23 protein-coding genes and 1 pseudogene are annotated in these 26,125 nt (G+C 68.9%); 15 read left to right on the top strand and 9 right to left on the bottom strand.

All coding sequences use genetic code 11. From position 1 onward, the window contains the following. The first annotated feature begins 9 nt into the window (after nt 1-9). A complete protein-coding gene (locus ACQEVJ_RS40610) occupies nt 10-1,557 on the top strand; it encodes a non-reducing end alpha-L-arabinofuranosidase family hydrolase (protein ID WP_433110078.1) in 1,548 nt (515 codons plus the stop codon). 58 nt (nt 1,558-1,615) lie between these two features. On the opposite strand, the gene ACQEVJ_RS40605 is transcribed toward ACQEVJ_RS40610, so the two are convergent. The 3 genes from ACQEVJ_RS40605 to ACQEVJ_RS40595 all read right to left on the bottom strand — a co-directional run bounded on the left by ACQEVJ_RS40605 (nt 1,616) and on the right by ACQEVJ_RS40595 (nt 4,340). Then, nucleotides 1,616-2,650: a LacI family DNA-binding transcriptional regulator gene (locus tag ACQEVJ_RS40605; RefSeq protein ID WP_433110076.1), complete on the bottom strand. Its 1,035-nt coding sequence runs from the start codon at nt 2,648-2,650 to the stop codon at nt 1,616-1,618. Between the two features lie 65 nt (nt 2,651-2,715). Next, nucleotides 2,716-3,591, bottom strand: coding sequence for a helix-turn-helix transcriptional regulator (locus tag ACQEVJ_RS40600; protein WP_433110074.1), 876 nt, complete (start codon nt 3,589-3,591; stop codon nt 2,716-2,718). 26 nt (nt 3,592-3,617) lie between these two features. Further along, nucleotides 3,618-4,340 (bottom strand): TetR/AcrR family transcriptional regulator, encoded by a 723-nt coding sequence (locus tag ACQEVJ_RS40595; RefSeq protein WP_433110072.1) that lies wholly within the window; start codon nt 4,338-4,340, stop codon nt 3,618-3,620. A gap of 120 nt (nt 4,341-4,460) precedes the next feature. Here ACQEVJ_RS40595 and ACQEVJ_RS40590 point away from each other — a divergent pair, with 120 nt between their 5' ends. Further along, complete coding sequence (locus ACQEVJ_RS40590; RefSeq protein WP_433110070.1) at nt 4,461-5,141, top strand: DUF2306 domain-containing protein; 681 nt, start codon at nt 4,461-4,463, stop codon at nt 5,139-5,141. Nucleotides 5,142-5,174: 33 nt separating this feature from the next. Then, nucleotides 5,175-5,624 carry an HIT family protein gene (locus ACQEVJ_RS40585; RefSeq protein WP_433110068.1) on the top strand — a complete coding sequence of 150 codons (450 nt, stop codon included), beginning with the start codon at nt 5,175-5,177 and terminating at the stop codon, nt 5,622-5,624. Nucleotides 5,625-5,648: 24 nt separating this feature from the next. Here the strand turns inward: ACQEVJ_RS40585 and ACQEVJ_RS40580 are convergent, their stop codons facing one another. Continuing rightward, the gene (locus ACQEVJ_RS40580; protein ID WP_433110066.1) at nt 5,649-5,912 is read right to left on the bottom strand and encodes a hypothetical protein; all 264 of its coding nucleotides are present in this window, start codon (nt 5,910-5,912) and stop codon (nt 5,649-5,651) included. Between the two features lie 93 nt (nt 5,913-6,005). Between ACQEVJ_RS40580 and ACQEVJ_RS40575 the strand changes: the two genes are divergently transcribed. The 4 genes from ACQEVJ_RS40575 (at nt 6,006) to ACQEVJ_RS40560 (ending at nt 9,372) form a co-directional block, all read left to right on the top strand. After that, nucleotides 6,006-6,416: an SRPBCC family protein gene (locus ACQEVJ_RS40575; protein ID WP_433110064.1), complete on the top strand. Its 411-nt coding sequence runs from the start codon at nt 6,006-6,008 to the stop codon at nt 6,414-6,416. Nucleotides 6,417-6,527: 111 nt separating this feature from the next. Next, nucleotides 6,528-7,205, top strand: a complete 678-nt coding sequence (locus tag ACQEVJ_RS40570; protein ID WP_433110062.1) for a sugar nucleotide-binding protein — start codon at nt 6,528-6,530, stop codon at nt 7,203-7,205. 353 nt (nt 7,206-7,558) lie between these two features. After that, entirely contained in the window at nt 7,559-8,527 is a 969-nt protein-coding gene (locus ACQEVJ_RS40565) for an ATP-binding cassette domain-containing protein (RefSeq protein WP_433110060.1), read from the top strand. Further along, complete coding sequence (locus tag ACQEVJ_RS40560) at nt 8,524-9,372, top strand: ABC transporter permease (protein WP_433110058.1); 849 nt, start codon at nt 8,524-8,526, stop codon at nt 9,370-9,372. The genes ACQEVJ_RS40565 and ACQEVJ_RS40560 overlap by 4 nt, the downstream gene beginning before the upstream one ends. Nucleotides 9,373-9,378: 6 nt before the next feature. Here the strand turns inward: ACQEVJ_RS40560 and ACQEVJ_RS40555 are convergent, their stop codons facing one another. Both ACQEVJ_RS40555 and rph read right to left on the bottom strand, forming a co-directional pair. Beyond that, entirely contained in the window at nt 9,379-12,489 is a 3,111-nt protein-coding gene (locus tag ACQEVJ_RS40555; protein ID WP_433110056.1) for an ATP-binding protein, read from the bottom strand. A gap of 116 nt (nt 12,490-12,605) precedes the next feature. Next, nucleotides 12,606-15,425: a rifamycin-inactivating phosphotransferase gene (gene rph / locus ACQEVJ_RS40550; RefSeq protein WP_433110054.1), complete on the bottom strand. Its 2,820-nt coding sequence runs from the start codon at nt 15,423-15,425 to the stop codon at nt 12,606-12,608. 127 nt (nt 15,426-15,552) lie between these two features. Here rph and ACQEVJ_RS40545 point away from each other — a divergent pair, with 127 nt between their 5' ends. Next, nucleotides 15,553-16,197 carry a DUF4291 domain-containing protein gene (locus ACQEVJ_RS40545; protein ID WP_433110052.1) on the top strand — a complete coding sequence of 215 codons (645 nt, stop codon included), beginning with the start codon at nt 15,553-15,555 and terminating at the stop codon, nt 16,195-16,197. 243 nt (nt 16,198-16,440) lie between these two features. Here the strand turns inward: ACQEVJ_RS40545 and ACQEVJ_RS40540 are convergent, their stop codons facing one another. Next, nucleotides 16,441-17,076, bottom strand: coding sequence for a hypothetical protein (locus tag ACQEVJ_RS40540; RefSeq protein ID WP_433110050.1), 636 nt, complete (start codon nt 17,074-17,076; stop codon nt 16,441-16,443). Nucleotides 17,077-17,246: 170 nt separating this feature from the next. Here ACQEVJ_RS40540 and ACQEVJ_RS40535 point away from each other — a divergent pair, with 170 nt between their 5' ends. The 3 genes from ACQEVJ_RS40535 (at nt 17,247) to ACQEVJ_RS40525 (ending at nt 20,634) form a co-directional block, all read left to right on the top strand. Beyond that, on the top strand, nt 17,247-18,428 hold the full coding sequence (locus tag ACQEVJ_RS40535; protein WP_433110048.1) for a sensor histidine kinase: 1,182 nt from the start codon (nt 17,247-17,249) through the stop codon (nt 18,426-18,428). Next, complete coding sequence (locus ACQEVJ_RS40530; protein ID WP_433110046.1) at nt 18,425-19,087, top strand: response regulator; 663 nt, start codon at nt 18,425-18,427, stop codon at nt 19,085-19,087. The genes ACQEVJ_RS40535 and ACQEVJ_RS40530 overlap by 4 nt, the downstream gene beginning before the upstream one ends. A 542-nt stretch (nt 19,088-19,629) precedes the next feature. Then, nucleotides 19,630-20,634, top strand: a complete 1,005-nt coding sequence (locus tag ACQEVJ_RS40525; protein WP_433110044.1) for a hypothetical protein — start codon at nt 19,630-19,632, stop codon at nt 20,632-20,634. A gap of 443 nt (nt 20,635-21,077) precedes the next feature. On the opposite strand, the gene ACQEVJ_RS40520 is transcribed toward ACQEVJ_RS40525, so the two are convergent. Further along, complete coding sequence (locus ACQEVJ_RS40520; protein ID WP_433110042.1) at nt 21,078-21,863, bottom strand: hypothetical protein; 786 nt, start codon at nt 21,861-21,863, stop codon at nt 21,078-21,080. 869 nt (nt 21,864-22,732) lie between these two features. Here ACQEVJ_RS40520 and ACQEVJ_RS40515 point away from each other — a divergent pair. After that, nucleotides 22,733-23,113, top strand: a complete 381-nt coding sequence (locus ACQEVJ_RS40515; RefSeq protein ID WP_079315392.1) for a YccF domain-containing protein — start codon at nt 22,733-22,735, stop codon at nt 23,111-23,113. Nucleotides 23,114-23,192: 79 nt separating this feature from the next. Next, a complete protein-coding gene (locus ACQEVJ_RS40510) occupies nt 23,193-23,534 on the top strand; it encodes an AMP-binding protein (RefSeq protein ID WP_433110040.1) in 342 nt (113 codons plus the stop codon). A 6-nt stretch (nt 23,535-23,540) separates the two neighbouring features. Here ACQEVJ_RS40510 and ACQEVJ_RS40505 read toward each other — a convergent pair. Beyond that, nucleotides 23,541-23,900, bottom strand: a pseudogene (locus tag ACQEVJ_RS40505) (GNAT family N-acetyltransferase); the annotation flags it as partial. Nucleotides 23,901-24,621: 721 nt separating this feature from the next. Here ACQEVJ_RS40505 and ACQEVJ_RS40500 point away from each other — a divergent pair. Together ACQEVJ_RS40500 and ACQEVJ_RS40495 are read left to right on the top strand one after the other, a co-directional pair. Then, nucleotides 24,622-25,404 carry a transposase family protein gene (locus tag ACQEVJ_RS40500; RefSeq protein ID WP_433110038.1) on the top strand — a complete coding sequence of 261 codons (783 nt, stop codon included), beginning with the start codon at nt 24,622-24,624 and terminating at the stop codon, nt 25,402-25,404. 79 nt (nt 25,405-25,483) lie between these two features. Beyond that, nucleotides 25,484-26,110, top strand: coding sequence for a DUF6518 family protein (locus ACQEVJ_RS40495; RefSeq protein WP_433110036.1), 627 nt, complete (start codon nt 25,484-25,486; stop codon nt 26,108-26,110). The last annotated feature ends 15 nt before the right edge of the window (nt 26,111-26,125 follow it).

The raw sequence follows: 26,125 nt of genomic DNA, 5'->3' as shown, positions 1-26,125 counted from the left end.
GAGACACAGATGCGCCTTTCCTGGCGAGCGCGCACGCCGCACCGCTCCGCCGCCGAACCGGCGGCGCCGCCCCGGACGTCCCTGCGCCGGAAGCTGGCGATAACGGCGATGCCGCTCCTGATGACGGCGGCGACCGGACTGCTGAACGCCCACAGCGCGGAGGCCGCCGTCGCCTGCCGCGTCGACTACACCATCGCCTCGCAGTGGGGCGGCGGCTTCGGCGCCAACGTGGTCGTCAACAACCTGGGCGACGCCGTGAACGGCTGGCAGTTGTCCTGGACCTTCGGTGCCGGTCAGCAGATCACGCAGATCTGGAACGCCACCCACACCCAGTCGGGGTCGTCGGTGACGGCGACCAACGTCAGCTACAACGCCGCCATCCCCTCGGGCGGCAGCGTCTCCTTCGGGTTCAACGGCTCCTGGAACGGCTCCAACCCGGCGCCCACCTCGTTCTCCCTGAACGGCGTGCCCTGCACGGGAACCCCGTCGTCGCCCAGCCCCTCCGCGACGCCCACGCGTTCGCCCTCTCCGAGCCCGTCAGCGAGCCCGTCAGCGAGTCCGTCGCCGAGCCCGTCGGCCAGTCCGACGGGTGGCGGCGGGACGCTGCCGTCGAGCTTCCGGTGGAGCTCCAGCGGTGCGCTGATCGCACCGAAGTCGGACGCGACGCACAACATCGCGGGGATCAAGGACCCGACGGTGGTGTACTACAACGGCAAGTACCACGTGTTCGCCAGCACGGCCAACGCCTCGGGCTACAACATGGTGTACCTGAGCTTCTCCGACTGGTCGCAGGCGGGCTCGGCGACGCACTACTACCTCGACCGCACCCCGATCGGCTCGGGCTACCGGGCGGCGCCCGAGGTGTTCTACTTCGCGCCGCAGAAGCTGTGGTACCTCGTGTACCAGACCGGCAACGCCTCCTACTCCACCAATCCGGACATCAGCAACCCCAACGGGTGGAGCGCGCCGAAGAACTTCTACTCGGGGATGCCCGACATCATCCGGCAGAACATCGGCAACGGCTACTGGGTCGACATGTGGGTGATCTGCGACAACGCCGACTGCTACCTGTTCTCCTCAGACGACAACGGGCATCTGTACCGGTCGCAGACGACGCTGGCGAACTTCCCCAACGGGTTCGGCAACACGGTGATCGCGCTGCAGGACTCCAACCGGAACAATGTGTTCGAGGCGAGCAACGTCTACAAGGTGCAGGGCGACAACCGCTATCTGCTGATCGTCGAGGCGATCGGGTCGGGTGGCCGGCGCTACTTCCGGTCCTGGACCTCCACCAGCATCGCGGGGTCGTGGACGCCACTTGCGGCCAGTGAGTCCAGCCCGTTCGCCGGGGCGAGCAACGTGACCTTCCCCGGCGGCGCGTGGACCAACGACATCAGCCACGGTGAGATGGTCCGCACCATGGTCGACCAGACCCTGACCATCAGCCCGTGCAAGATGCAGTACCTGTACCAGGGCCTGAACCCCGGCTCCGGCGGCGACTACAACTCCCTGCCGTGGCGGCTCGGCCTGCTCACGCAGACCAACTCCACCTGCTGACCGTCCTTGAGCGGACCTCCGGTGCGGCGACCCCGTCGCGCCGGAGATTCCGCCGCGCCTAGCGTTTCGGAGAGGCGGTGCTGCCGCGTACGACGAGGGTCGTGGCGAACTCCTTGCGGTAATGGGGGAGAGGCTCGCCCCTGGCGAGCGTCACCAGCATGGTGGCCGCCGCCTCCGCCATCTCGGCCAGCGGCTGGTGGATCGTGGTCAGCGGCGGGATGGCCCACCGCACCGGCGGCATGTCGTCGAAGCCGACGACGCTGAGGTCCTCCGGGATGCGCAGCCCCAACTGATGGGCCGCGTGGTAGACCCCGATGGCCTGGCCGTCGTTGGAGGCGAAGACGGCCGTGGGCGGGTCGGGCAGGCGCAGCAGCCGGTGCGTGTGCGTCAGGCCGTCCTCGATCTGGTAGTCGCCCTGGCAGATCAGGTCCGGGTCGACGGGCACTCCGGCCGTGTCGAGCGCGGCGCGGTAGCCGTCGAGACGGGCCCGGCTGGACAGCGCGTCCGACGGCCCGGTGATGATGGCGATCCGCCGGTGGCCCAGCTCCAGCAGGTGGCGGGTGGCGGTGAGCCCGCCGTTCCAGTTGCCCGCGCCCACCGAGGGGACGCGGTGTCCCGGGTCGCCGGTCGGGTCCAGGAGGACGAGGGGGATCCTGTGGGTGGCGAGCCGCTCGCGCTGGACGTCGGTCAGGCTGGAGAAGACCGCGATGACGCCGGCGGGGCGGCGGCCGAGCACGTCCTCGAGCCAGTCGGCGCCGGGGACGTGGTTGCCCTCCAACTCGGAGATCGCCATAGCCAGGTGATGCTCGCGCGCGACCTGCCCCACCCCCCGGGCGATCTCCGTCGGGTAGTCGCCCGCCAGTTCGTGGAAGACCAGCTCAAGCACGGCGGCCGGACTGGAGCGCCGCCGCTGCCTGCGGAAGCCGTGCTCACGGATGAGGCCCTCGATCAGGGCGCGGGTCTCCGGCGCCACCGCGGACCGGCCGTTCACCACCTTGGAGACCGTCGCCTTGGACACTCCCGCGAGTTCGGCGAGCTGTGCGAGGGTCAACGGCTCGGGGTCGGATGCAGGCGGCTCGTCGACAACGGTCACAAGGCGCAGTCTAACGTCGAGACACGAGTACGATTCTGAATGTTTCGGTGATCGGCCGAATATTTTCAGTCGGCTGCCATGTTCGCCCTGATGTGGATGTCGAAAGCTTTCGGAACATGGGTGAGCGATGCGAGGCGTTCGTCGTCCTCGGTGCCGGGCTCGGCCGTGTAGACCATGATGCGCAGGTCGCCGCCCGCCACGATGAGCACGTCGCAGTCCAGCGTCAGGGGGCCGACGTCCGGATGGTCGATGGTCTTGCGCGCAACCTCGTGCCGGCCGACCGCGCCGGAATCCCACAGCTCGGCGAACCGCTCGCTGTTCGCGCGCAGATCCGCGATCAGCCGCCGCAGCCGTTGGTCGGCCGGATAGCGGCCGGCGGTCGCGCGCAGGTCGGAGACCAGGGCCGCCTCGAACGCCCGCAGGGACTCCGGGGTGTGCCGGGCCCGGCTGCCGGGGCCGAGGAAATGCCGCCACACCGAGTTTCGCCGGTCGCCGCGCCACTCCGACGGGTCGCCCATCAACGCGGCGTACGGCGGGTTGGCCAGGAGCAGCGTCCAGCACGCGTCGAAGACGGCGACGGGCGTGCCGGTCAGCCGGTCCAGCAGCCGCCGGACGCTCGGGGTGATGTGCGTCGGCACCGTCTCCGGACCCGGCGGAGCCAGCCCGGCCAGCCGGAACAGGTGCGCGCGCTCGGTGCCCGACAGCCGCAGGGCCCGCGCCAGGGCCTCGACGACCTGGGCCGACGGGTTGGACGCGCGGCCCTGTTCGAGCCGGGTCACGTAGTCGACGGAGATCCCGGCCAGCAGGGCCAGCTCCTCACGGCGAAGGCCGGCCGCGCGCCGCTGCCCGGTCGCGGGCAGCCCGGCGGTCTCGGGCGCGACCCGGTCGCGCCAGCGGCGCACCGCCTTGCCGAATTCTCCCGTCATTTCCCCGGTCGCCATGCACACCAGTCTGCACCGGAGGGCTCTCAGGACCTGCCGGAGGACGTCCACCCCTGCCGGTGAAGCCTCTCGAACCCGTCGAGCAGCAGGTCGAGCGCGAACTCGAACTCGAACTGGTCGTCGCAGCCCTGGCCCACCACGGACCCTTCGTCGTGGTTGGCGGCCATGGCCACCTCCAGGATGTGGGGATACCTGCGGGCCATCTCCGCGATCATGGCCGCCTGCAGCTCCGGGTCGGCCGGTGGCGGCGGTGAGGGGAACAGCTCCTGCGTGAACCCCCACATGCGGCTCCCGAGGACGTGCATCACATGGTGGGTGAGGTTGGCCGACAAGCCGCCGGCCCGGAACGTGGCGATGATCGAGTTGATGTAGTCGAGCACGGCCGGGGTGGGGTGCGGGCGCGACTCGATGACACGCGACGCCCAGGGATGGCGCAGCAGCGCGCGCCTGGCCGACAGGACGCGCGCGCGGACCGCGCTCTTCCAGTCGGCGCCGCCGGCCGGGGGATCGATCTCGCCGACGATGACGTCGACCACGCCGTCGAGGAGCTCCTCCTTGTTGGCCACGTGCTTGTAGAGCGCCATCGGCACGACACCCAGCCTGTGGGCGAGGTTGCGCATGCTCACCGATTCGATCCCGGCCTCGTCGGCGAGCGCGACGGCGGCACGCAGCACGCTGTCCCGGTTGAGGGGTGTCCGGCGCCCGCCGTCCACCTGCTGGGGCATCCCGATCGCCTTCCCCGGAGCCATCCCTTGACGGTGTACGCCGTACACCCTACTCTGAGCCGAGAGGTGTACGCCGTACACCCGCAGTAGATCGGGCGGTCCGGCTTCGGGCGGCAAGGGCCCGGTGCGAAGAAGGGACAGTGCGTGACCCCCTCCGCCAAGCGAGACTGGCTGGTGCCCGTCGGGCTGCTCATGCTCAGCGCGATACCGGTGATCGCGGGCGCCTCCCGGGCCGCCCAGCTCGCCGGTGGCGCGACCGTCACACCGGACAACGCCCGGTTCTTCGCCTCGCCGGCGCCCGTGCTGGTGCACATCGTCGGCGTCACCCTGTACTCGCTGCTGGGAGCGTTCCAGTTCCACCGCGGCTTCCGCGGGCGCAGGCCCGGCTGGCACCGCGTGGCCGGGCGGCTGCTGGCCGTCTGCGGGCTCGCCTCGGCGCTGTCGGGCCTGTGGATGACGCTCTTCTACGCCCGCCCTCCCGGTGACGGCGAACTCCTCACCGGCTTCCGGCTCGTCTTCGGCGCGGCCATGGCCGGCTGCATCGTGCTCGGCGTCGCCGCCATCAGGCGCAGGGACGTCGCCCGCCACCGCGCCTGGATGGCCCGCGGCTACGCGATCGGCATGGGCGCGGGTACGCAGGTCCTGACCCAGCTGCCGGTCATGCTGCTGATCGGCCAGCCCTCCGAGTTCGTCCGGGCGATGCTGATGCTCGCCGGCTGGGTGATCAACGTCGTCGTGGTCGAATGGGTCCTCCGCAGGCGTACGGCCAGGCCCGCCAGGACCCGCCGTACCGGAGAACACGCGGACGTCCTCGCCGGCCGATAGAGATCAGGGAGAGGCACCCGCCACCATGTGCGTATGGGAGAGCATGAGGGACCGGGCTGCGTCTTCTGCGCGATCATCCGCGGAGAGGCCGAGGCGAGCATCCCCTACGCGGACGACCACGTCGTGGTGATCATGGACATCGGGGCGGTGACGCCCGGTCACCTTCTCGTGATTCCCCGCGTCCACGCCGCCGGCCTGGAAGACCTGGACGAGGAGACGAGCGCACATGTGTGGAGGATCGGCCACCGCATGGGGCGGGCTCTACGACGCTCGGGCCTTCGCTGCGAGGGCGTGAACGTTTTCCTGGCGGATGGCAAGGCCGCTTTCCAGGAGGTCTTCCATTTCCATCTGCATGTGTTCCCCCGGTTCAAGGGGGATGCCTTCCGGATAGAGGCCGACTGGGGCACCAGGGAGCGGAGCCTGCTCGATCGGGAAGCCGAAGCGGTGCGGTCCGGCCTGGCAGCCCTGGGGTCTTCGGATTGACGGCGGACGGGACCTCTCGCCCGGTCAGCGGTGCCGGTCGAGGTCCTCGAACAGGGCCGCCGCCCGTGTGGCGGTGCCCAGGGCCCGGCGCCCGGTGCTGAGCAGCGCGAGGACCAGGATGCCGGCGCCGAGTCCGAGCGCCAGCCAAGCACCACGACCAGCGCTCCGACCGGGAGCAGGCACAGCCCGGCCGTGTACGTCCTGGAGGTACTGCGTGGTCGTGAACAGGAACGCACTGAAGCCGCACAGGGCGAACAGCGCCATCAGGATCGCCGCGCCGAACGGCACGCTGCGGAACAGGCGCGGCTCCAGCAGCGGATTGCTAGGAATTCGAGCGCGCTCGAGGTCAAGCAGTGGCCGATTCCGGGCATGATGGCGCGCATGGCTTCGGAATCCAGGCACATCAGCGTGTGGATCGACCGGCACGCGGCTGACGTCTACGAATACGCGTCGAACCCGACCAACCTCCCGGAATGGGCTCCGGGGCTCGGCAGCTCGGTGGAGAACGTCGGCGGACGGTGGTACGTGGAGACCCCGTCGGGCCGGGTCGGCGTGGCCTTCGTGGAGCGCAACGAGTACGGCGTTCTCGACCACGACGTCACGCTGCCCTCCGGGGAGGTCGTCTACAACCCGATGCGGGTCATCCCCGGCGGCGACGCCTGCGAGGTGGTCTTCACCCTGCGCCGCCTTCCGGGTGTGAACGACGAGGATTTCGCCCGCGACGCGGGCCTCGTCCAGGCCGACCTCACCCGGTTGAAGCACATACTCGAATCCGCCGGCCAATCCGATTAGTGTTCCGGCTCGGGCCCGAAGACGCATGACGCACTTCCAGAGCGGCGTCACCGCGTCCGGCGGGGACAGCACTCCGGAGGCGGCCACCTCGCTGAAGTACGGTCACAGTCCATGAGGATTCTCATCGTGGGCGGCAGCGGCTTTCTCGGCAACGAACTCGTGCGGCAGTCCGCGACGGACGGCCATGTCGTGGCTGCGACCTGTCTGACTCGGCCGGGAACGGCAGCGGGGGTCGACTGGCTACCACTTGATGTTCGTGACCGTACTGCCGTAGTCGACCTGGTCGGCGCGTTCAGCCCTGATGTCGTCGTCAACGCGGCCTTCCGTCAGTCGGACTGGGTGACGACGGCCGTCGGCGCCGCTCACGTGGCCGTCGCAACCTCCGCAAGCGGCGGACGCTTGGTGCACGTGTCCAGTGATGCTGTCTTCTCAGGTAAGGCGGTCACCTATGCGGAGGACCGCGTCCCCGATCCGGTCACTCCGTACGGAGCGGCGAAGGCGGCCGCGGAGGTGGCTGTGCAGGTGATCAGCCCCACGGCGGTGATCGCAAGGACCTCTCTGATCATCGGGAACGGCGACTCTCCGCACGAAGGCTTGGTGCACTCGCTGGCCGCAGGCGGCAGGCACGGGGTGCTGTTCACCGACGATGTGCGCTGCCCCGTGCATGTCCGTGACCTGGCAGCAGCCCTCTTGGAGCTTGCGAGCTCTGATCGTGCGGGGATCCATCACGTAGCCGGGGCGGATGCGGTGAGCCGATATGAGCTTGGCTGTACTCATCGCGCAGCGTGATGGCATCGATCCAGCTCGGCTGCCGTATGGCAGGCGCGCCGACACCGACCAGCCTGGGCCGCTTGATGTGTGGTTGGACTGCGGCCTGACTCAGCGGCACCTGAGGACGAGACTGCACGGTGCGCGGGAGTTCGCGAGATAACTTGCGCGGTCAGGTCGACCGGCCGCGAATGACCGGGACAGCGCGCAGGCCGTTCTTCCGGACGGCGAAGACGCGCCATACCGGAGAAGGGCACGGAGCTGGTGAAACCGCGAGGTCAGGGGTGAAACCACCGTGAAGCCGCGATGAAGCCGGCGACGCGGAAGCTCTCCTCGTACGCCGGGAGGTACCCGGCGGAGAGAGGAGACGCGTCATGGCGGACCTCAGTGCCGTCCGGGCCGACAGTCTGGTCAAGAACTTCGGCGACTTCCGGGCCGTGGACGGAATCGACCTTCACGTACGGCAGGGCGAGATCTTCGGGGTCCTGGGCCCCAACGGAGCAGGTAAGACCACCATGCTCCGGATGCTCGCCACCCTGCTTCCGATCGACGGCGGCCACGCGGAGATCTTCGGCGTCGACGTCCGGCGGGAACCCCACCGCATCCGGCAGTTGGTAGGCGTCACCGGCCAGTACGCCTCGGTGGACGAGGACCTGACCGCCCGGGAGAACCTCCGGCTGTTCGCCCGCCTACAGGGCCTGACAAGCACCCGGGCCAAGACAATCGCCGGTGACCTGCTCGAACGCTTCGACCTTCAGGAGGCGGCCGACCGTCCCCTGTCCCAGTTCAGCGGCGGCATGCGCCGACGCCTGGACCTGGCGTCAAGCCTGATCACCCGCCCACCCCTGATCTTCCTGGACGAACCCACAACCGGCCTCGACCCGAGAACCCGAGGCCAGATGTGGGACACGATCCGCGAGCTGGTCACCGACGGTTCCACGATCCTCCTCACCACCCAATACCTGGACGAGGCCGACCAGCTGGCCGACCGCGTAGCCGTGATCGACCGAGGCCGAAAGGTCGCAGAAGACACCCCCGACGCCCTGAAGACCCAGGTCGGCGACTCAACCCTGCAGCTCAGGCTCGCGGACGGATCCGACACCGCCCTGGCCGCGAACGTCGTCCGCCGAGTGCTGGGTGAGGACCCGGTCCTGACCCCGGAATCAGGACGCATGAACATCCCCCTCCCCGACCCCGACCGGGCCGCGGACGTCCTGATCGGCCTGCGAGAGGCAGGCCTCGGCATCTCCTCGGTAAGCGTCGCCAAGCCGACGTTGGACGAGGTCTTCCTGGCGCTGACCGGCCACGGCGCCGACGAACCCCAGATGGAGGCGGCCCGATGACCACGAGCACCATGACCCCGACCACCCGCGACGCCCAGCGCATCGACCCGTCCGCCGTGGTCGCCCGCACCACGTCCCGCAGCTCGCTTCAGGCAACCTGGGTCCAGATCCTGGCAATGGCATGGCGAGCCCTGAAGAAGATGCGCCGCAAGCCCGAGCAGTTCTTCGACGTCCTCATCCAGCCCTTGCTGTTCACAGCGATGTTCGCGTTCATCTTCGGCGGCGCGATCTCCGGCAGCGTGTCGGACTACCTCCCGGTACTGATCCCCGGCATCCTCGCCCAGACGGCCCTGACCGTCTGCATGGCAACAGGCGTGCAGCTGCGTGAGGACATGGACAAGGGGGTCTTCGACCGCTTCAAGTCCCTGCCGATCGCAAGAATCGCACCCCTGGCCGGCCCGATGATCGCCGACCTGATCCGTTACGGCATCGCATCGGTGCTGACGCTCGTCACCGGCCTGCTCATCGGTTACCGTCCTGGCGGTGGCGTGGTCGGCTGCATCGGCGGCGTCGCACTCACCGTGATCGCAGGCTGGTCGCTGGCGTGGATCTTCACCTGGCTGGGCACGATGGCGCGTTCGGCGCAGAGTGTCCAGGGCATCTCGATGATGATCATGTTCCCGCTCACCTTCCTGTCCAACGCCTTCGTCCCCGCCGAGACGCTGCCCGGCTGGCTGAAGGCGTTCGTGAAGGTCAACCCGGTGTCGCACGTCGTCTCCGCCGTGCGCGACCTGCTCAACGACGGGGCCGTGACGGCCGAGGTCGGCTGGGCCGTCATCGGCTGCGCGGCCGTCGTCGTGATCTTCGCGCCACTGGCGGTCCGCTCCTACTCCCGCAAGATGTAGCCGGTGTCAGACCACCCGCTCCAGGACGGCGCGGGCCTCGGCCAGCAGGTCGGGGCCGCGCCGTTCGCCGTATCCGGCCTCGATCCGGGAGATGGCGCCGGGGGCGACTCGTTCGGCGTGCGCGGACAGCACCGACCACTGCATCGTCGGGGCGAACCGGTTGTAGGCGAACCGGTCGGCGAGCACGAGCAGCCGCACCGCCTCCTCGACCGGCAGCGCCCCCTTCAGCAGGCCCCAGATGCCCAGCCCGGCGAGCACCATCCCCATCACCGGGTAGTCCTTGTTAGCGGGGTCCGGGCCGACCACGACCAGGACCTTGACCCGCAGCGACTCGAAGAGGTCCGCGCCGTCGTCGCCCTCGCCGTACTGCGCGAACGCCGAGAGCGCGATGACCTCGCCCAGGATGGCCCACGGGGTGGCATCGTCCGCCGCGCCCGGGACTCGCATGGTCCGGAGCACCTCGGCGGTCTCGCGATACAGCCGCAGTCCCTCGGCGACTTCGCCGTCGGCGAGGGCCAGCTCCGCTCTGCAGGCGGCGACCGACAGGACCCCGCCGTAGACGCCCTGGGAGGCGAGCGCCTCCAGCTCGTCGAGCATCCGCGCGGTTTCGTCGCGGCGGCCCTCGGCGAGCGCCGCCATGGCGAGGGCGGCGCGGATCTGGACGGCGTCGTCCAACGCCCCGAGGCGTTCGAGCACCGGGAGCGCCTCGGTGGCATGTCTGGAAGCCGACGCGGAGTCACCGAGGTGCGCGTACAGGCCGGCCAGCTGGGTGTGCAGCACCGCCCGGTGCCAGGGACCGCCGTCGTCGCCGACGAGTTCGAGGGCTGCTCGGGCCGCTTCGATCGCGCCGACCGGGTCGCCGGTGTTCTCCCGGCCGTGGCTCAGCCAGTGCAGCGCGATCCGGCGGATCAGAGGGTCGGGATCGGCGGCCAGATTGTCCAAGCCGTGCTCGGGTTCCAACACCGTGGTGAGCAGCGCGGTCACCAGCGCCCGGACGGCCGGGTTCGCCGAGTCGGCGCCCAGCCCGGACAGCAGCCGCGTCAGCGTCCCCGTCTCTCCGAAGGAGACGAGGGTGGCGCTGAACAGCGCGATGCTCAGGGCCAGCCGGGTCCGGTCGAGGAGCCGGGGCGGAGGCGTCCAGCCCTGCAGGGCGGCGGTGACGGCCGGGGTGAGGACGATGCTGCGCGCGTGGTCCCCGCAGATCGTCCAGTAGCCGCCCAGAGCGGAGAACAGCACCACGGCCGCTTCCGGGTCGGGGTCGGCGAGGGACTCGCGCAGGATGTCGGCGAGGTTCGTCTCCTCCGAACGCAGCCGGTCCATCGCGTCGACCTGTTCGGGCGAGTACAGCCGGGTGCCGTGCAGGTCGGCGTGGCCGACGGCCCACGCGCGTACGGCGGCCCGCGCGTCGGCGGTCTCGCCGGCCGAGTCCAGCCGCACCCGGCCGAACTCGCGCACCGTCTCGAGCATGCGATAGCGGACGCCCTCGGCTGTCTCCACAACCGTGAGCAGGGACTGCTCCACGAGCTCCTCGACGTCGCCGAGAGCGTCGTCGCCGAGCACCTCCTCCGCCGCGTCGAGGGTGAAGCCGTCCGGGAAGGCCGAGAGGCGGCGGAGGGCCCTGCGCTCCCGCTCGCCCAGAAGGTTCCAGGACCAGTCGATCACCGCCAGCAGCGTCTGGTGCCGGAAGGGGGCGCTCCGGTCGCCGCCGCGCAGCAGCGAGAACCTGTCCTCCAGCCGTCGGGCGATCTCGACCGGTGACATCACCCGCACCTTCGCGGCGGCCAGTTCGATCGCGAGCGGCAGGCCGTCCAAGCGGGCCACGACGGCGCGTACGTCATCCTCGTCGAGGTGCACACCGGGCCGGGCCGCGGTCGCGCGGTCGCAGAACAGCTCGACGGCGTCACCGGTTCCCAGCTGGGGCAGCGGATAGACGCGTTCGGCAGCGATCGCCAGCGGCGAGCGGGTCGTGGTGAGGACGCGCAGCTCCCGTGTGGTCGCGGTCAGATAGGCGACCAGGTCGGCGACCGCCTCCACCAGATGCTCGCAGTTGTCGAGCACCAGCAGCGTCGGGGCCAGATCGAGCTGCTGGGCGATCCGGGCCCGGACGTCGGCCCGCTGCTGCGGGGTGAGCGTGCGTCGTCCGGTCACCGAGTCGCGGACGCCGAGCGCCGACCCGACCTCGCCGACCAGGTCCTCGGGCGCGGTCACGCCGACCAGCTCGACGAAGTGCACCACCGGCTGCGGGGCCTCGCGGGCGACGGCATGGGCGAGCCGAGTCTTGCCGAGCCCGCCCGGACCGAGGATCGAGACCACCCGGGAGGCGGCGAGCAGTGCCCGCACCAGCCGGAGGTCGTCGTCGCGGCCGAGCAGCGGGGTCGTGTCGAACCGCACACCGGCGCGCACGGGGCTGTCGAGCGCCAGCAGCTCACGATGGACCCGCCGCAGCTCCGGGCCGACGTCGGCGCCGATCCGCTCGCGCAGGTCCGACCGGTAGCGCTCGAAGCGGTCCAGCGCGGCGCCTGTCCCACGCACCGCGGCCTCGCTGCGCAGGAGGTCGGCGAGCAGCCCCTCGTCCTCGGGGTGGACGCGCGCAGCCTCCTCGAGCTCGGGCAGGGCGGGGCCGTGGTCGCCACTCCGGCTCCGGGCCCGGGCGAGCACGACCCGCGCGGACGCCAGGTCGCGTTCCGCGCGCCGGCGCACCTCGGCCAGCGGGCCGTCACCCTCGGGCGGCAGCGCCCCGATGCCCAGCGCGAGCGCCTCCTCCGCCGCCGCGGCCGCCGCGGCCGGATTCTCGACGAGCAGTGCCCACGCTCGGTCCGACAGACCGTGCAGCCGGCCGGCGTCGACCCGGTCGGGCGGAACCTCGAGCCGGTAGCCGCCCGCTTCCGTGACCAGCGACTCCGACCCCACGACCGACCTGGTCCGGGACACCAGGACCTGCAACGCCTTCGCCGGATTGGCCGGTTCGCTGTCCCCCCACACCTCCGCGACGAGCCGGTCGGCGTTCACGGTCCGGCAGGCGAGCGCGAGGGCTGCGAGCAGCGCCTGAGCCCTCTCTCCGACCACCGGCTGCCCCCGCCACCGCACACCGTCGAGCAGACTCAGGTGGATCGGCATGCCCGCAAGTCTAGGCTTCGAGGAGCCATCCACCCGTTCGCACCTTTGACCCGCAAAGCGCGATGCTCACCGTTGATGACGACGTCCGGGCGGCCATGATCGACCAGCACGTGGGTTCAGCCGAGGATCTCGACGTACCCGTCGGTTCCGTGAACGCGGATCCGCTGCCCGTCCCGGATCAGCCGGGTGGCCTGCTCCACGCCCACGACCGCCGGCAGGCCGTACTCTCGCGCGATCACCGCCCCGTGCGTCATGAGGCCGCCTACCTCTGTCACGAGTCCGGCGGCGGCGACGAACAGGGGAGTCCAGCTGGGGTCGGTGTAGGCGGTGACCAGGATGTCGCCCGTCTCAAGGTCGGCCTGTGCCATGTCCATGACGACACGGGCACGGCCTTCTACAGTCCCGGCCGAGACCGGGAGGCCGGCCAGCGCGCCGGGCGGGGCGTCGTCACGCCGATACTGGCCGGTGATGGCCTCGCCGTCCGACGTGAGGACCCGGGGCGGGGTGAGCGCCTCGTACGACCGGAACGCCTCCCGCCTCTCCCGAATGAGTTCGGCGTCCACGTCGTTGGTGCGCACGACTTCCCGCAACTCCTCGAGCCGGAGGAAGTAGATGTCCTCCTTCTCGCGCAGGACGCCGGACTTGACGAGGCGATCGGCTTCCCGCAGCAACGCCTGCTTGTACACGAAGTAGCGGCTGACCATGCCGTACTTGGGGTACTCCCGGTATCCGGCGAAGGCGCGGACGCGGTCGATCATCCGCTTGGTCTCCTCGGCCTTCTGCTCCCCGTCGGGTAGAGCGCGCAGGCGCGTCAGCAGTTCCTGTTCCTTCCGCTGCGACTCTTGGCGTCCCTGCTCGAAGCGTCGCTTGCCGGCGCCCGGCTCGAAGTTCTTGATGTTGCCGAGGATGGTGGGCACGAGCGTGGCGGGTTGCTCGCTCCAGCGCGTTCTGGTGATGTCGATCTCGCCCGCGCAGCGCATGCCGTAGTCGTCGAGGTAGCCCCGGATGGCGTCACGCACTTCCCGTCCGCCGGGCAGCCCGGCCAGCTCGTCCAGGAAGCCGTCGCCCTCCCGGCCTTCGTCCACGACGCGCCGCAAGAACGCCACGACGTCCGCGTGCGGCCGGATCGTGTCCGCGACGTCGAGGAGCGTCAGCCCCATCTCCGACGTGACGTTGTGGGGGACGGACTGCGTGAGCGCGTCGGCCGCGTTCTTCTCGCCCAGCCACGCCTCGAGGTGGTCGTTGAGCCACCAGGCCGCCCCCATCCCCGCCATGATCACCTGGGAGCTCCGCGGATCGAACAGGATGCGCTTCAGCTCTGCGATGTCGGCCAGGATGAAGTCGAGCAGCGCCGGCCCGGACAAACCCTGGATCTCGCGCCGCAGGGTGGCGACGGACGCCTGACTGCGTTCGATCAGCTGGGTGACGATGGCCGGATCGGTCTCGATCGGGGCGGGCGCGTCGCCGGCGGATGCGGGGCCGGCGGATGCGGGGCCGGAACCCTCGTCCGGAAGCGAGCGGACAAAACCGCGGTCGAGGACGGTCTGCAGCGCGTCCCGAACCAGCGGGTCGGCGTTTCCGAAGGTCCCGAGGAGGCGCGTGCGGCCCGCGGATGTCGCCAGGACGGGGGCCACGTCGACGAACAACCGCCCGCCCGCCTCGTGCATGGGCCGCGGGGTCGTCAGCTGCCACAGGGACAGGCCCAGCGGCTTCATCGCGTCGGTCATCATCTGCTGGTGACCGACGGAGATGTAGACGTGGTTGTCTTGGTCATCGGTCATGGGGATGGGGAACAGGGTGGTGATCGGCCGGCTCTGGACGATGTGGAAGTCGTCGCCGACCAGGCACCATTCGATGTCCTGGGGCCGGCCGAAGTGCGCTTCGATTCGCCGGCCCAACTGCACCAGGCGCACGACTTGTGCGTCCGTCAGAGCCGGCTGCGTCTGCCGCTGCGGCTCGATTGGTACGTCCTGGGTACCGCCTCCCGGCGACGCCTGGACGAACCGCGGCTTGGTGGCGACCGCTCTGGTGACGACCTGGTCGTCGCGCACCGTGTAGACGTCCCCGGTGACCAGACCGGAGACGAGCGCATCCCCGAGCCCCCAACCAGCTTCCACGGTGGTGATCTTCCGGTTCGAGGTCACGGGGTCCGCGGTGAACAGGATCCCGGCCGCGTCCGGGAACACCATCCGCTGTACGACCACGGCCATCCGTACCTTCCGGTGGTCGAAGCCGTTACGGCACCGGTAGGTCACCGCCCGCTCGGTGAACAGCGAGGCCCAGCACCGCCGGACGTGCAGAAGGATCGCCGCCAGGCCCACGATGTTCAGGTACGAGTCCTGCTGACCGGCGAAGGACGCGGTCGGCAGGTCCTCGGCCGTCGCGCTGGAACGCACCGCGTAGGAGGCTTGCTCCCCGAACCGGGCGAGCGATTCGCTGATCGCTGCCACGAGATCGTCGGGCAGCGCGACGCCTTCGACGGCGCGGCGGATATCCGCACTCAGGGTGCGGATCGCCGCGCGGTCGTCCGGTTTCACGCCCGACAGCAGGTCAAGCTGAGCGTCGATCGACGGCACCTTGGCCACGACCCGCTGGAAGGCGTCCGTCGTGACGCAGAAGCCGTCCGGCACGCGGATGCCATCGATTCGCGATAGCTCGCCCAGGTGCGCCCCCTTTCCGCCGACGTCTGCGACATTCGTCGAGTCGATTTGCTCGAAACCCAGCACGTAGTCCAATCCCGTTCCCCCATCGTTCGTCGGGTCGGTTCGCAACGGGCAAGTATGAAACACTTTCCGGCGTCTCATGAGGCCCACGAATCTGATATAAAGTGAAAGTGGCGGGGAGAGGTGCACGCCGCGTGCACAGTCTGACGCCACCATCCCCTCCGGCTCCCTGATCAAACTGCCGGTGTTGACCGGTCCGAGCGCGTCGCTCATCGAGGAGCTTGCCGTCGGCGCGTGCGTTGTCGCATGGGCCGAGGGGATCCATCAGCGCCGCAAGTACCCGTCGTGTTCCGGTTAATCCGGTTGTCTGGCAGGCCTGCGGTTCGCGATGCTCTGCGGAATGAATGTCCCGTACCGGCAGATCCGCGCCGCCTTCACCGACGAAGCCATCACCGTTTACCAGGCATACGACCCGGCCATCGCGGCCCCGGCCGTCGCCGCGCAACGATTTGTTTCGCCCTTCAAGCGTGAACGAATGACCTGGATCAAACCGTCCTTCCTGTGGATGATGTACCGCTGCGGCTGGGCCACCAAGCCCGGTCAGACCAGGGTCCTGGCCATCGACATCACACGAGAGGGATTCGAATGGGCGCTTGAGCATTCCTGCCTCAGCCATCCCGGCGATGGCGAAGACCGCGAGGCGTGGAAGAAACGCCTGCACGAAAGTCCGGTCCGGATCCAATGGGATCCCGAACGCGACCCGCATCACAATTCTCTGCCGTACCGATCGATCCAGGTAGGGCTGTCTGGCGAAGCCGTCGACCGGTATCTCGATCAGTGGGTCCTGTCGATTACTGACCTGACCGACCAGGTCCGCGACATGCGAGAGGTGCTACGCGATGGTCGGGGCGTCATGGGCATGCTTCCCATGGAACGCCCGTATCCCCTGCCCACAGAGCTCGCCCGGGCCATCGGTTCCACCATCACGGCTGATCGGGGCCGCTGCTCCTGCCGGAGCGGTGTGCCCATGTGGGCACACCGCTGATCTTCACGTAGGTGGGGTGAAGGGTTTCTGCTCGCTTTGGTTCTCTGGGGACCCGAAGCCAGACGTCGGGTGTCCGTCGATCGGCGTGCTCGCCCCCGAGCGCGGCACCTTGGAGACCGCGGTGCCGCGGTTCTGCTGGACCATTGGGCTGCGCGGCTACCCCGAACGGCGCTCGTCCGCGAGGCGATCACCGTGCGATCAGCAGCCGCCGCCGCAAGTGAGGACGCACGGAGCAGGCGGGGCTCAAGCCTGCTGCTCGACTCCGACCCGCGGCTGCGGGTCGACCGCCGGACGCGCCGAGCCGCGCACCGTCAGCACCCCGATGGTGAGCAGCGCGGCGAAGAACAGGTAGTCGGCGATCAGCGCCCAGCCCCCGGGCAGGCCGGCGAAGCTCGCCACCGGCGAGGCGATGAGCAGCACAGCGGTCCACCACGGGTACACCTTGGCCCGCAGCACGGCGATGCCCAGGCTGATGATGCCGGCGAACATCAGGACCAGGGCGATCGTCTCGTAGACGTCGTAACCGGCCGGCGGGTCCGACGGGACGCCGCCGTGCCCGACCAGGTACGGCTTGACGAAGGCCTCGATGACGCCCTCGGCGACGTTCAGCATCATCAGCACGGCGGCGGTGCCGGCGTACCCGAACATGGTCAGCTTCTCCGCCCGGCGCCCGTGCCCGGCGAGGATCGCCGGCAGGCCGAGCACGACGAGGATGTCGCCGCCGATGGCGATGCCGTTGAGCAGCGGCCAGTTCGAGCCGGTGTACCGGGCGTCCCCGGCGCCGCTCGCCAGTGTGTTCGCCAGGAGATATCCGGCGGTCGCCACCACGGAGCCGACGATGAGCGCCCAGCCGGCCAGGCGTGCTCGCATGTCGTTCATGATCATCCTTCCGCCGCCGCGCCGCCCTGGCGCACTCCGGCGGACTTAGGGTCGCTCTGCGGACGGGGCGGAGGCATCGAGCCGGGGTCGCCTCGTGCCGATACTCGGGGATGACCCGGGAAATACCGGAGGATGAGGTGCGACGGCCGAGCAGGCCGTACATTCGCCGCATGACCGACCGGCGCCAGGCGCACCTGATCGGCGACGGTGTGCTCGCCCTGGTGCTCACCGTCTTCGCCCAACTGGACCTGCGCTTCAATGTCGAGCAGGCGGACCACTACGGCTCCGAGCCGCTCCGCGCGATCACCACAGCGGTCGCCACCGCCGTGCTCGCGCTGCGCCGCCGGGCGCCGGTCGCGACGGCGGTGTGCGTGGCGCTGGCGACCACCGGGCCGCAGTTGTTCACCACGCTCACCGTGCAGCTGTGGGGCGACTTTCTGCCGTTGCTCATCGCCGCCTACTCCGCCGCCCGGTACGCCGGGGGCCGCCGGGTGATCGCGGGCGTGCTCGCGCCGGGCGCGGCGATGGCGGTCGACTGGCTGCTGGTGCCGAGCGTCCACAGCACGCCCAACCTGCCGATCATGTGGCTGCCGTACCTGTTCTGCGTCGCCGCAGGCCGGATCGTGCGCCGTCAGGTGCACGGCCACGAGGCGGCCCGGGCCCTCGCACGGCGGTTGGAGGACGAGCGTCAGGAGTCCATCCGCGCCGCGATCTCCGAGGAGCGGGGCCGGCTGGCCCGGGAGCTGCACGACATCGTGGCGCACTGCGTGAGCGTCATGGTTGTGCAGGCCGGCGCCGCCGAGGACCTGCTCGACCGCGACCCGGAGGCGGCCCGGGCCCCGCTGCGCTCGGTTCAGGAAACGGGCCGGCAGGCGATCACGGAGCTCAGCCGGATGCTCGGCCTGCTGCGCGGCGCGGCCGGCGGGCCGGGCCTGCGCCCCCAGCCGGGCACGGCCGACCTCGCCGACCTCGCCAGCCACATGAGCGAGATCGGGGTGCCGGTCACGGTGTCCGCGACCGGCACGGTACGCCCGCTCGCCCCCGGCGTCGAACTCACCCTCTACCGTGTGGTGCAGGAGTCGTTGACCAACACGCTCAAGCACGCCGGCCCCGCGCAGGCCCGGGTGCTGCTGCACTATGCGGAGAACGAGGTGACCGTGGAGGTGCTCGACGACGGGCACGGTGTGGCCGGCACCGGGACCGGGCACGGGCTCGTCGGCATGCAGGAGCGGGTCGGCCTGTACGGCGGCACGCTCAGCGCGGGGCCCCAGCCCGCCGGCGGGTTCGCGGTGCGGGCGAGCCTGCCGCTGACCGAACCGCCCACCCGCGCCGGGGCGGACTCCCTGCCGTGATCCGGGTCCTCCTGGCCGACGACCAGGCCCTGGTGCGCGGCGGCTTCCGCTCCATCCTCGACGGCCAGCCCGACATCGAGGTCGTGGGCGAGGCGGCCGACGGCGGCGAGGCCGTGGACGCCGCACTGACCGGCGACCCCGACGTCGTCGTGATGGACATCCGGATGCCCCGCATGGACGGCATCGAGGCCACCCGGCGGCTGCTCGCCGACGGCCGCAGCCGGGCCCGGGTGCTGATCCTCACGACGTTCGACCACGACGAGTACGTCTACGCGGCGCTGCGCGTCGGCGCGAGCGGCTTCCTGCTCAAGACCGCACCGCCCCGGCAGCTCGCTGACGCAATCCGCACCGTCGCGGCGGGCGAGGCGCTCCTCGCCCCCGAGATCACGCGGCGGTTGATCGAGGACTACGTACGCCGCCCCCGCCCGTCGGCCGCCGCCCCCCCGGGCTTGGATCATCTGACCCCGCGCGAGCTGGAGGTGCTGGTGATGATCGCCCGTGGCCTCTCCAACGCCGAGATCGCCGCCGCCCTGTTCCTCAGTGAACCGACCATCAAGACGCATGTGACCCGAGTCCTGGCCAAGCTGACCCTGCGCGACCGTGTCCAGGCGGTGGTGTTCGCCTACGAGTGCGGACTGATCCGCCCCGGCGAGTCCTGATCCGGCGGCGTAGGCTACCCGGGCCAGTGGCCCGCGCTGTCAGCTTGGGAATGGACTACTGATCTTGCCGCCTCGAGCTGGGAAAACGGGGATGCAGGTCAAGGCTGGCCGAGTGACCGTGAGTCCCCGCAATGCACCGCTGACAGCCGTTCGTTCTGGCACGGGTCTGGCACGTGGCCCGGGTTCGAAGTGTTAGACCGATCTTCCTGCGGTGCTCTGCTGGCCTGTTCTCTGGGTCCGCGCGACGCTGCACTCGTCGCTTCCCAGGGGCAGGGACCGAGTTCTGCTCCTGCCGGACGAATGGTGGTTCAACGAGTGGGGTTTTACGCCACTGCGAACGACATCGGCCTTCACCCCGAGCGGCGCCCAGACCACCGTCGCATGCTCACTCGCCGACTGCCCCGATGCCACCGTGCATCCGCGCCAGACGACCGAAGTTGCCGGCTTAGGGGGCGGCGGCTTCGATGAACTCCGTGTCCCGCCCATTTTCCGCGCCCGCATGCCGACATCGGCCGGTCCGTCGAGCGCGTGTCATCGTCTTGATGATCATGTGCCTCGGTCCACTCGCGCTGACGGGCTGCACCCGATCGGACGAGCCGCCATCGCTCCCGCCCGCTGGCGTCTACGAGCATGACGCAGCGGGTGAGAACTCGCAGGCCGAGTCGGCCCCGACCGACGGCACAGCAGGGGCTCTCACCCGGCCGTTGAGGGAGGCCGGTTGGTTCTGTGCACAGGTCCGAGCCAATGCGGACGGCCGTGCCGTGTGGTGCCGGATCGGTCACCGCGACGAGGTGGACGCGCTCTATCCGCAGGTGGCGCAGTTCCTGCTCGACCGCGACGACCGGCTCGCCTGGGCGTGGTTCCCGTCCACCCAGGCGAACCATGAGAACGATCAGGTTGCCGCGGCCGCGGCACCGGCGCTGACCGCGATCTGGCCCGACGCCGGTGATCGCGTGCAGCAGGAGATCGACGACTTCGATCGCGACCTCCGGGCCCGTACGACGCGGCGGAGTGACGATATCCCCCGGACGGGGTGGCGGGACACGCACGCGGACTACAGCTACGACGGGCACAACGGACTGGTCGTCACCGCCCGGGACACCTTCGTGCGGCGCTGGCCGTTCGGCTCCGAGCACTACGCGACCACGATGAGCTCCGCTGTTGGTGATCTTCTGGCCGGTGGTTACGACTGCTTCTATCCACCCCAGCAGAGCTGCAACCGCCCCCAGTCGAACGGCTACTTCCGTGTCGCCCTCCGTGGTGATCAGATCGTCTCGGCCCAGTTCGGCATCGGCAGCCTGATCGAGTCGGGGCGGCAACGACACCTGCTCAGCGAGGAGTTTCCGCACGGCCTCACCTTTCTTGCCGAGGCGGTCCGCCGTCCTGTCACGGAGCGCATCGAACAGTCCCGGCGATCCGGCACCAGCTTCGCCGGCATCGTGGCCGGAACGGTCCTGATCATCGATGCGCGTCGGGGCGCTGTCGACGGAGATGATCTGGTGGCGTACCTCGACATCCAGATCGGCGCACCGCTGGCCGCGACCTGATCGCGCAGGCCCGAGTAATACACCGGACCGCTGATAGCGTGGCGGCGCCTCATGATCGGCTGATCTGGCACACGAGTGAAGACCGTAGAGATGATCAAGGCCCGGGTCGGGATCATCTTCCGGACCTGGGCCTTCGCTCTTGGAGCGGGTGACGGGAATCGAACCCGCGCTGTCAGCTTGGGAAGTCTTTCAAGATCACACCATCTGGGCTGGGGGAACGCTGACCTGGACCTAGGGCGGTCGAGTAACCGTGAGTCCCCGCGGTTACCCCTCGCTCGCCGACCGAACGGGCACGCAACGGGCACGCGGCTGAGGCTGCTGCGCTCGGCCCGACGCTGCCGCCTCGTCGGCGTTCGCGCTGATCACGATGTCTGATGTGCTCTCGTCGTGCCCTGAGGGCGTCACGTGCCAGGCTGCGGTTCCGGAGGGCGGATGTCTCTGTTCTACTCGACCCACAGGTGCCTGGGGGGAGGTTTGATCTCGACGCGGTCTCCCCAGTGCCTGTAGAAGGTGGTCCAGTTCATCGTCCGCACGTTCTCCGCCTCAAGGGCGTCCCAGACCATGGAGGCGGTGAAGCGCCGCGGCAGATTGTCGGGTCCGACCCATAGCCTCCACCTGATTCGCCCTCTGGGCTCCGACTCCTCCCCGAGTCTGAACAGGATGCCCGCCGGACTCGGTAAGGGCTCCGGCACTGTGACATCACCGGCGTACAGGATGGTCGGCACGCCGTCCACCTTTCCGCCGGAGGTGCCGGAATCGGCACCCGGGGCGGCCAGCTGGAGGAACTCTGGGCTGAGACCCTCGACGAGCGCTTTCGCCTGCGGAAAACCCACCTGCCGCGAGTGAACCCACTTCTTTCCTGGTGGAATGGACGCGGTCGCGCTGGCTTGCGCGTACCTGTCCCTGCCAATGGTGATCAGGCGCATGCTGCTCGTGCCGAAGGAGAGCTTGCTGACTTGCGTGATGTCGGAGCGGGATATCCCCGAGCGTGCGAACCGGTAGACGCCCTTGGTGGTGGTGATTCCCGTAAGACCGGGCCAGAAGGACCTGTGCCGCGCTCTCGTCGATACGTGCACGCCGCTCCGGTTCGCGAACTGCTGCTCGACGGCACTCCTGACGGAAGCGAGCGAGTCGCCGGCCCGGACGACCGGCGTGACCGATGGCACGGTTTCGACCTGTGGCAGTGAGGCGACCAGCGACAGCGCCAGCACCATCTTCAATCCGATCACTACTCGATCGTCCGTTGTGATTGTCTCGGCGGGGTCACCATCATGTTGAGAAGAATGCAGCGGCAGGGATCGTCCCCAGGCCGCACGCCCAGTCCTGGGTGACCTGCAAAGGGTGTCTCGGTGGTTCAACGGACACAAAGACAGGCGGAGCGGCTACTTGACCAGTCTCGCCCCCTCAGGGATGACCTGGGCCTTCGTGTGTGGAGCGGGTGACGGGAATCGAACCCGCGCTGTCAGCTTGGGAATTGTATGGATCATGGCCCGTAGTGGCGCTGACCTGGGCTTCGGGCGGGTCATGAGTGACCGTGGTTGACCCCTCGTCACCCTGCTTAATGGCCCGCTAATGGCCCGACGATCAGCCTGTGACCTGCTCTTTCTCTGCGCGGCGCGCACCCGATGGCTTCTACCTCAGCTAGCTACGGGCCAGCAGTGACACGCGGGCGATCACCCTGGAGCCGGAGCGCCCCCCGGAGGCATCGAGTTCGTTTATCGCGCGTCGCGTGCCCCTTGACCGCCAGGCGGTCACTATCGATTGCGTAAGGACGGTTGATACCCCCAGGGTGGTGTCAACCTCGTAGTCGTACGGTCCGAACGTGTGGCCATCTTGATGTCAGCTTTTCGGCGGTTTCCGCGCTGTCGGGTCCGCCAAATAGCGGCGGGCCGCTGACCGCGTGGTCAATCAGTTGGTCGCTGGGTGGTGGCGGTGTCAGGTGGGATCAACGCCGACGACGTTGATCGTCCGCTCCAGCACGGCGCCGCCGCCCGCCTGACCGTCGCCCTCCCATCCGTTGGTGCGGCGGCGAAATGTCGGCGCTGCCCTGGACCTGGTCCACTACCTGCTGAGCCGGCCGGGTGGGACAGTGAGCACTATGAACACCGTCCTTAATGTCATCTGGCTGATCTTCGCCGGCCTGTGGCTCGCATTAGGCTACGTCGTGGCGGGGATCATCTGCTGCGTCCTCATCGTCACCATCCCGTTCGGCATCGCGTCGTTCCGGATCGCGGGCTACGCGCTGTGGCCGTTCGGCCGGACCGTCGCCGACAAGCCGTCCGCCGGTGCGTGGTCGGTGCTCGGCAACGTCATCTGGCTGCTCGTCGCCGGGATCTGGTTGGCGATCGGGCACATCGTGACCGCCATCCCGCTGTTCATCTCGATCATCGGCATCCCGCTGGGGATCGCGAACCTCAAAATGATCCCGATCTCGCTGATGCCGCTGGGCAAGGACATCGTTCCCGTAAGCCGCGGATAAGTGACCCGTGACGACAAGTGGGTCTTCTCGGGGATCGAGCGCGTCCTGTGCCCGGGAACGACCGACCTGCTGAAGTTTCTTGTGTAGTACAGGAACGCCGCGCCACCGGCGGCTGGGTCCACACGACATCGCGTTCCTGACCTACACCTCCGGGACGACGGGTCCGCCCAAAGGTGCGATGGCCACCACCGCAACGTGGTGTTCAGTGCCCAGGCTTGTCGGGACTGGATCGGCCTCGGCCTGGACGACGTCGTCCTGGGCATCGCGCCGCTGTTCCACATCACCGGCTGCACATCGCAACAGGCGGCGTGGTGGGAGTGGTCACGCGCCACAGGCTCATTGCACGGTGATCAGTCCGCGAGCGCGATCTTTTGGAGGAGCGATACATCTCGCCAGCCTGGCCCGCCTGTCGTCGAGCTGAAGGCGTTTACTCGCTCTGAGCTGGCTTCCGCGTTGTCTCGGGACTCACGTAGTAGTGCAGCAAAGCGTGTTCGCCTGCTGCGTTCAGCCACTCGGCGCGGGCGCTTGCCACACGTTGCCATCCGGCACGTTCGTACAGGGCGATGGCCGCGTGGCCGTCGTCGGCTACGTCGAGCACGAGAGGTATCCCTAGATCGGCGGCCTTCTTGCCGACCACGTCGAGGAGGCGAGTGGCATGCCCGTAGCCTCGCCCCTGAGGAGTGACGAAGAGCCGGGTGATCGATCCGACCGGACCGGCCGACGTACCGATGGCCCGGGCGAGGGGCGGTTCAAGCGTTGCCGCGTCAAACTGTGAGAGTCCCACGTGTCCGACGACGTCAGAGCTTCAACCACCACCCATGCTTCAACTAGGTTGAAAGGTGTCAGCCATGGCCCGGGATCGGCGGGCCAGTCCACTGGGTAGCGATCGGAAGCGTGCACGGTGGCGAGAGCATCGATGCAGGCACGCAGATCCTTGATGGTTCTTGGACGGATCAAGGGGCTCATCACCCAGCGATTTTCTCAGGGGGTGGGCTTGATCAGGTCCAGCCAGGATCAGAACCTGTGTTCGCGGACCATTGGGGCCCGACTTTCGTGTGGAGCGGGTGACGGGAATCGAACCCGCGCTGTCAGCTTGGGAATAGGGTACTGATCTTGCCGTCCTGAGTTGGGAAATGGGGATGCAGGTCAAGGCTAGTCGAGTGACCGTGAGTCCCTGCGATTCGCCGTTGATCACCGTCCGTTCTGGCACGCATCTGGCACGCATTGATCGCGACCGCTTCCCCAATGGCACGATCAACAGCGCCGCTAAGGGGTAGTTGCCTTAGAGCACCTAACAGAATGATGCACATCATCGTGCTGGTTTGTCAGTGAGGGATCTTGCGGTGACGACGTGATCACCAACTAGACACATCATGAGTCATTTTCATCCTGATCACGCTGGTCAGGATGGGCGCAGGAGGCGGGCTGGCCGGACAAGTTGGGAGTGAGGTGAGGCTCCCGGTAAGACAGCAGTCGACCAAGATCCGATGCCCCAACCGGAAGCCTCGATGCTGTCTTACCCTGCCGCGATTCCCCTGTCGAACCGCACCCTTACCCGTCTGGCCGAACTCATCCGCGCCCGCCGCGCCGAACGCCGCAGCCGGTGGCGGCGCCTCACGCCAAGACAGCAGGCACTGCTGGTACTGGCTCACCTGCGGAACGGGGACACCTACGCCCGCCTGGCCGCCGGCTTCGCCATCGGCACCACCACCGCCTGGCGGTACGTGCGCGAGTCGGTCGACCTGCTCGCCGCCTTGGCCGACGACGTCCAGGCTGCCGCGCTCCGGGCCGCCCGTCTGGCCTACGCCATCCTCGACGGCACGCTCATCCCGATCGACCGGGTCGCCGACCAGAAGCCCTACTACTCGGGCAAGCACAAGCGCCACGGGGTGAACGTCCAGGTCCTCGCCGACCCCGCCGGTCGCCTGGTGTGGGCCTCTCCGGCTCTCCCCGGGGCCGTGCACGACCTGACCGCATCCCGCATCGTGGGTCTGATCGACGCCCTGACCGCCAACGGCGTCGTCACCTTCGCCGACAAGGGCTACCAGGGCGCGGGAGGCACGGTCCGCACCCCGTTCAAGCGCCACCGACACCGTCCCCAGCTGTCGCGCGGGCAAAAGGACGTCAACCGCGCCCACGCACGCATCCGAGCCCTCGGCGAACGCGCCATTGCGACCCTGAAAGGGTGGAAGTTGCTGTCAAAGCTCCGCTGCTGCCATCACCGCGCCACCCCGATCGTGCAGGCCGTCCTCGTCCTGCAAGCCGTCGAAGACGACCGCTACTTAGGATGAAAAAGGCTCCATGTATAGCTTGCATATATAGTTGCGACCCGCCGGTATCCAGCGAGGGAAGACAGGGGGGATCTTCCTGATGAGCAGCCGCTTCGGTCCGATCGCAAAACTCAGCGGTTGGTGGACATCCGCACTGCTGGCGGGCCTGGGATTCGGTGTTGTCACCAATCTTGCCCAGGGCTGGCTTCCAGGCGCCTGGAACCAGGTCGCCAACTCCGGTGCTGTCTGGTGTGTCCCGGCGTTCGTCGTCGGCGCCCTGCTTGCCGGCTGGGCGTCAGCGCGGTCAGCCGCCGTCGCCGGCCTGTGTGCCTCGATCGGTCTGGTCGTTGGGTATTACGGGTACGCGGAGTTCGGCCGTGACGGGATGGGCAGCCTCACCTATCCGCTGGTGTGGCTTGTGATGGCGGTCATCAGCGGCTCGTTGTTCGGTGTGGCTGGGCTGTGGTGGCGGAACGGACGCACCATCCGTAACCGTGTCATCGGGCTCGCCGCGCTGGGAGGTGTCTTTGGGATGGAAGGCATCTTGTATGCCTTCGTCCTGCATTACGCCCCGCAAGCATGGGCCTGTCTGGCCGTCCTCGTCCTTGTACCGCTGGTGATGGCACGTCGGCAAAGAGAGCGGATGCCGACCCTGCTGACGGCCCTGGCCCTCGCGCCACTGGCGTACTTGGTCATCGGATTCCCACTTCAGTACGTGACGATATGAGGTGGATCGCAGACC

The sequence above is a fragment of the Microbispora sp. CA-102843 genome (genome assembly GCF_050936215.1).
Classification (GTDB): domain Bacteria; phylum Actinomycetota; class Actinomycetes; order Streptosporangiales; family Streptosporangiaceae; genus Microbispora.
This window is presented reverse-complemented; position numbering and strand designations above follow the sequence as displayed.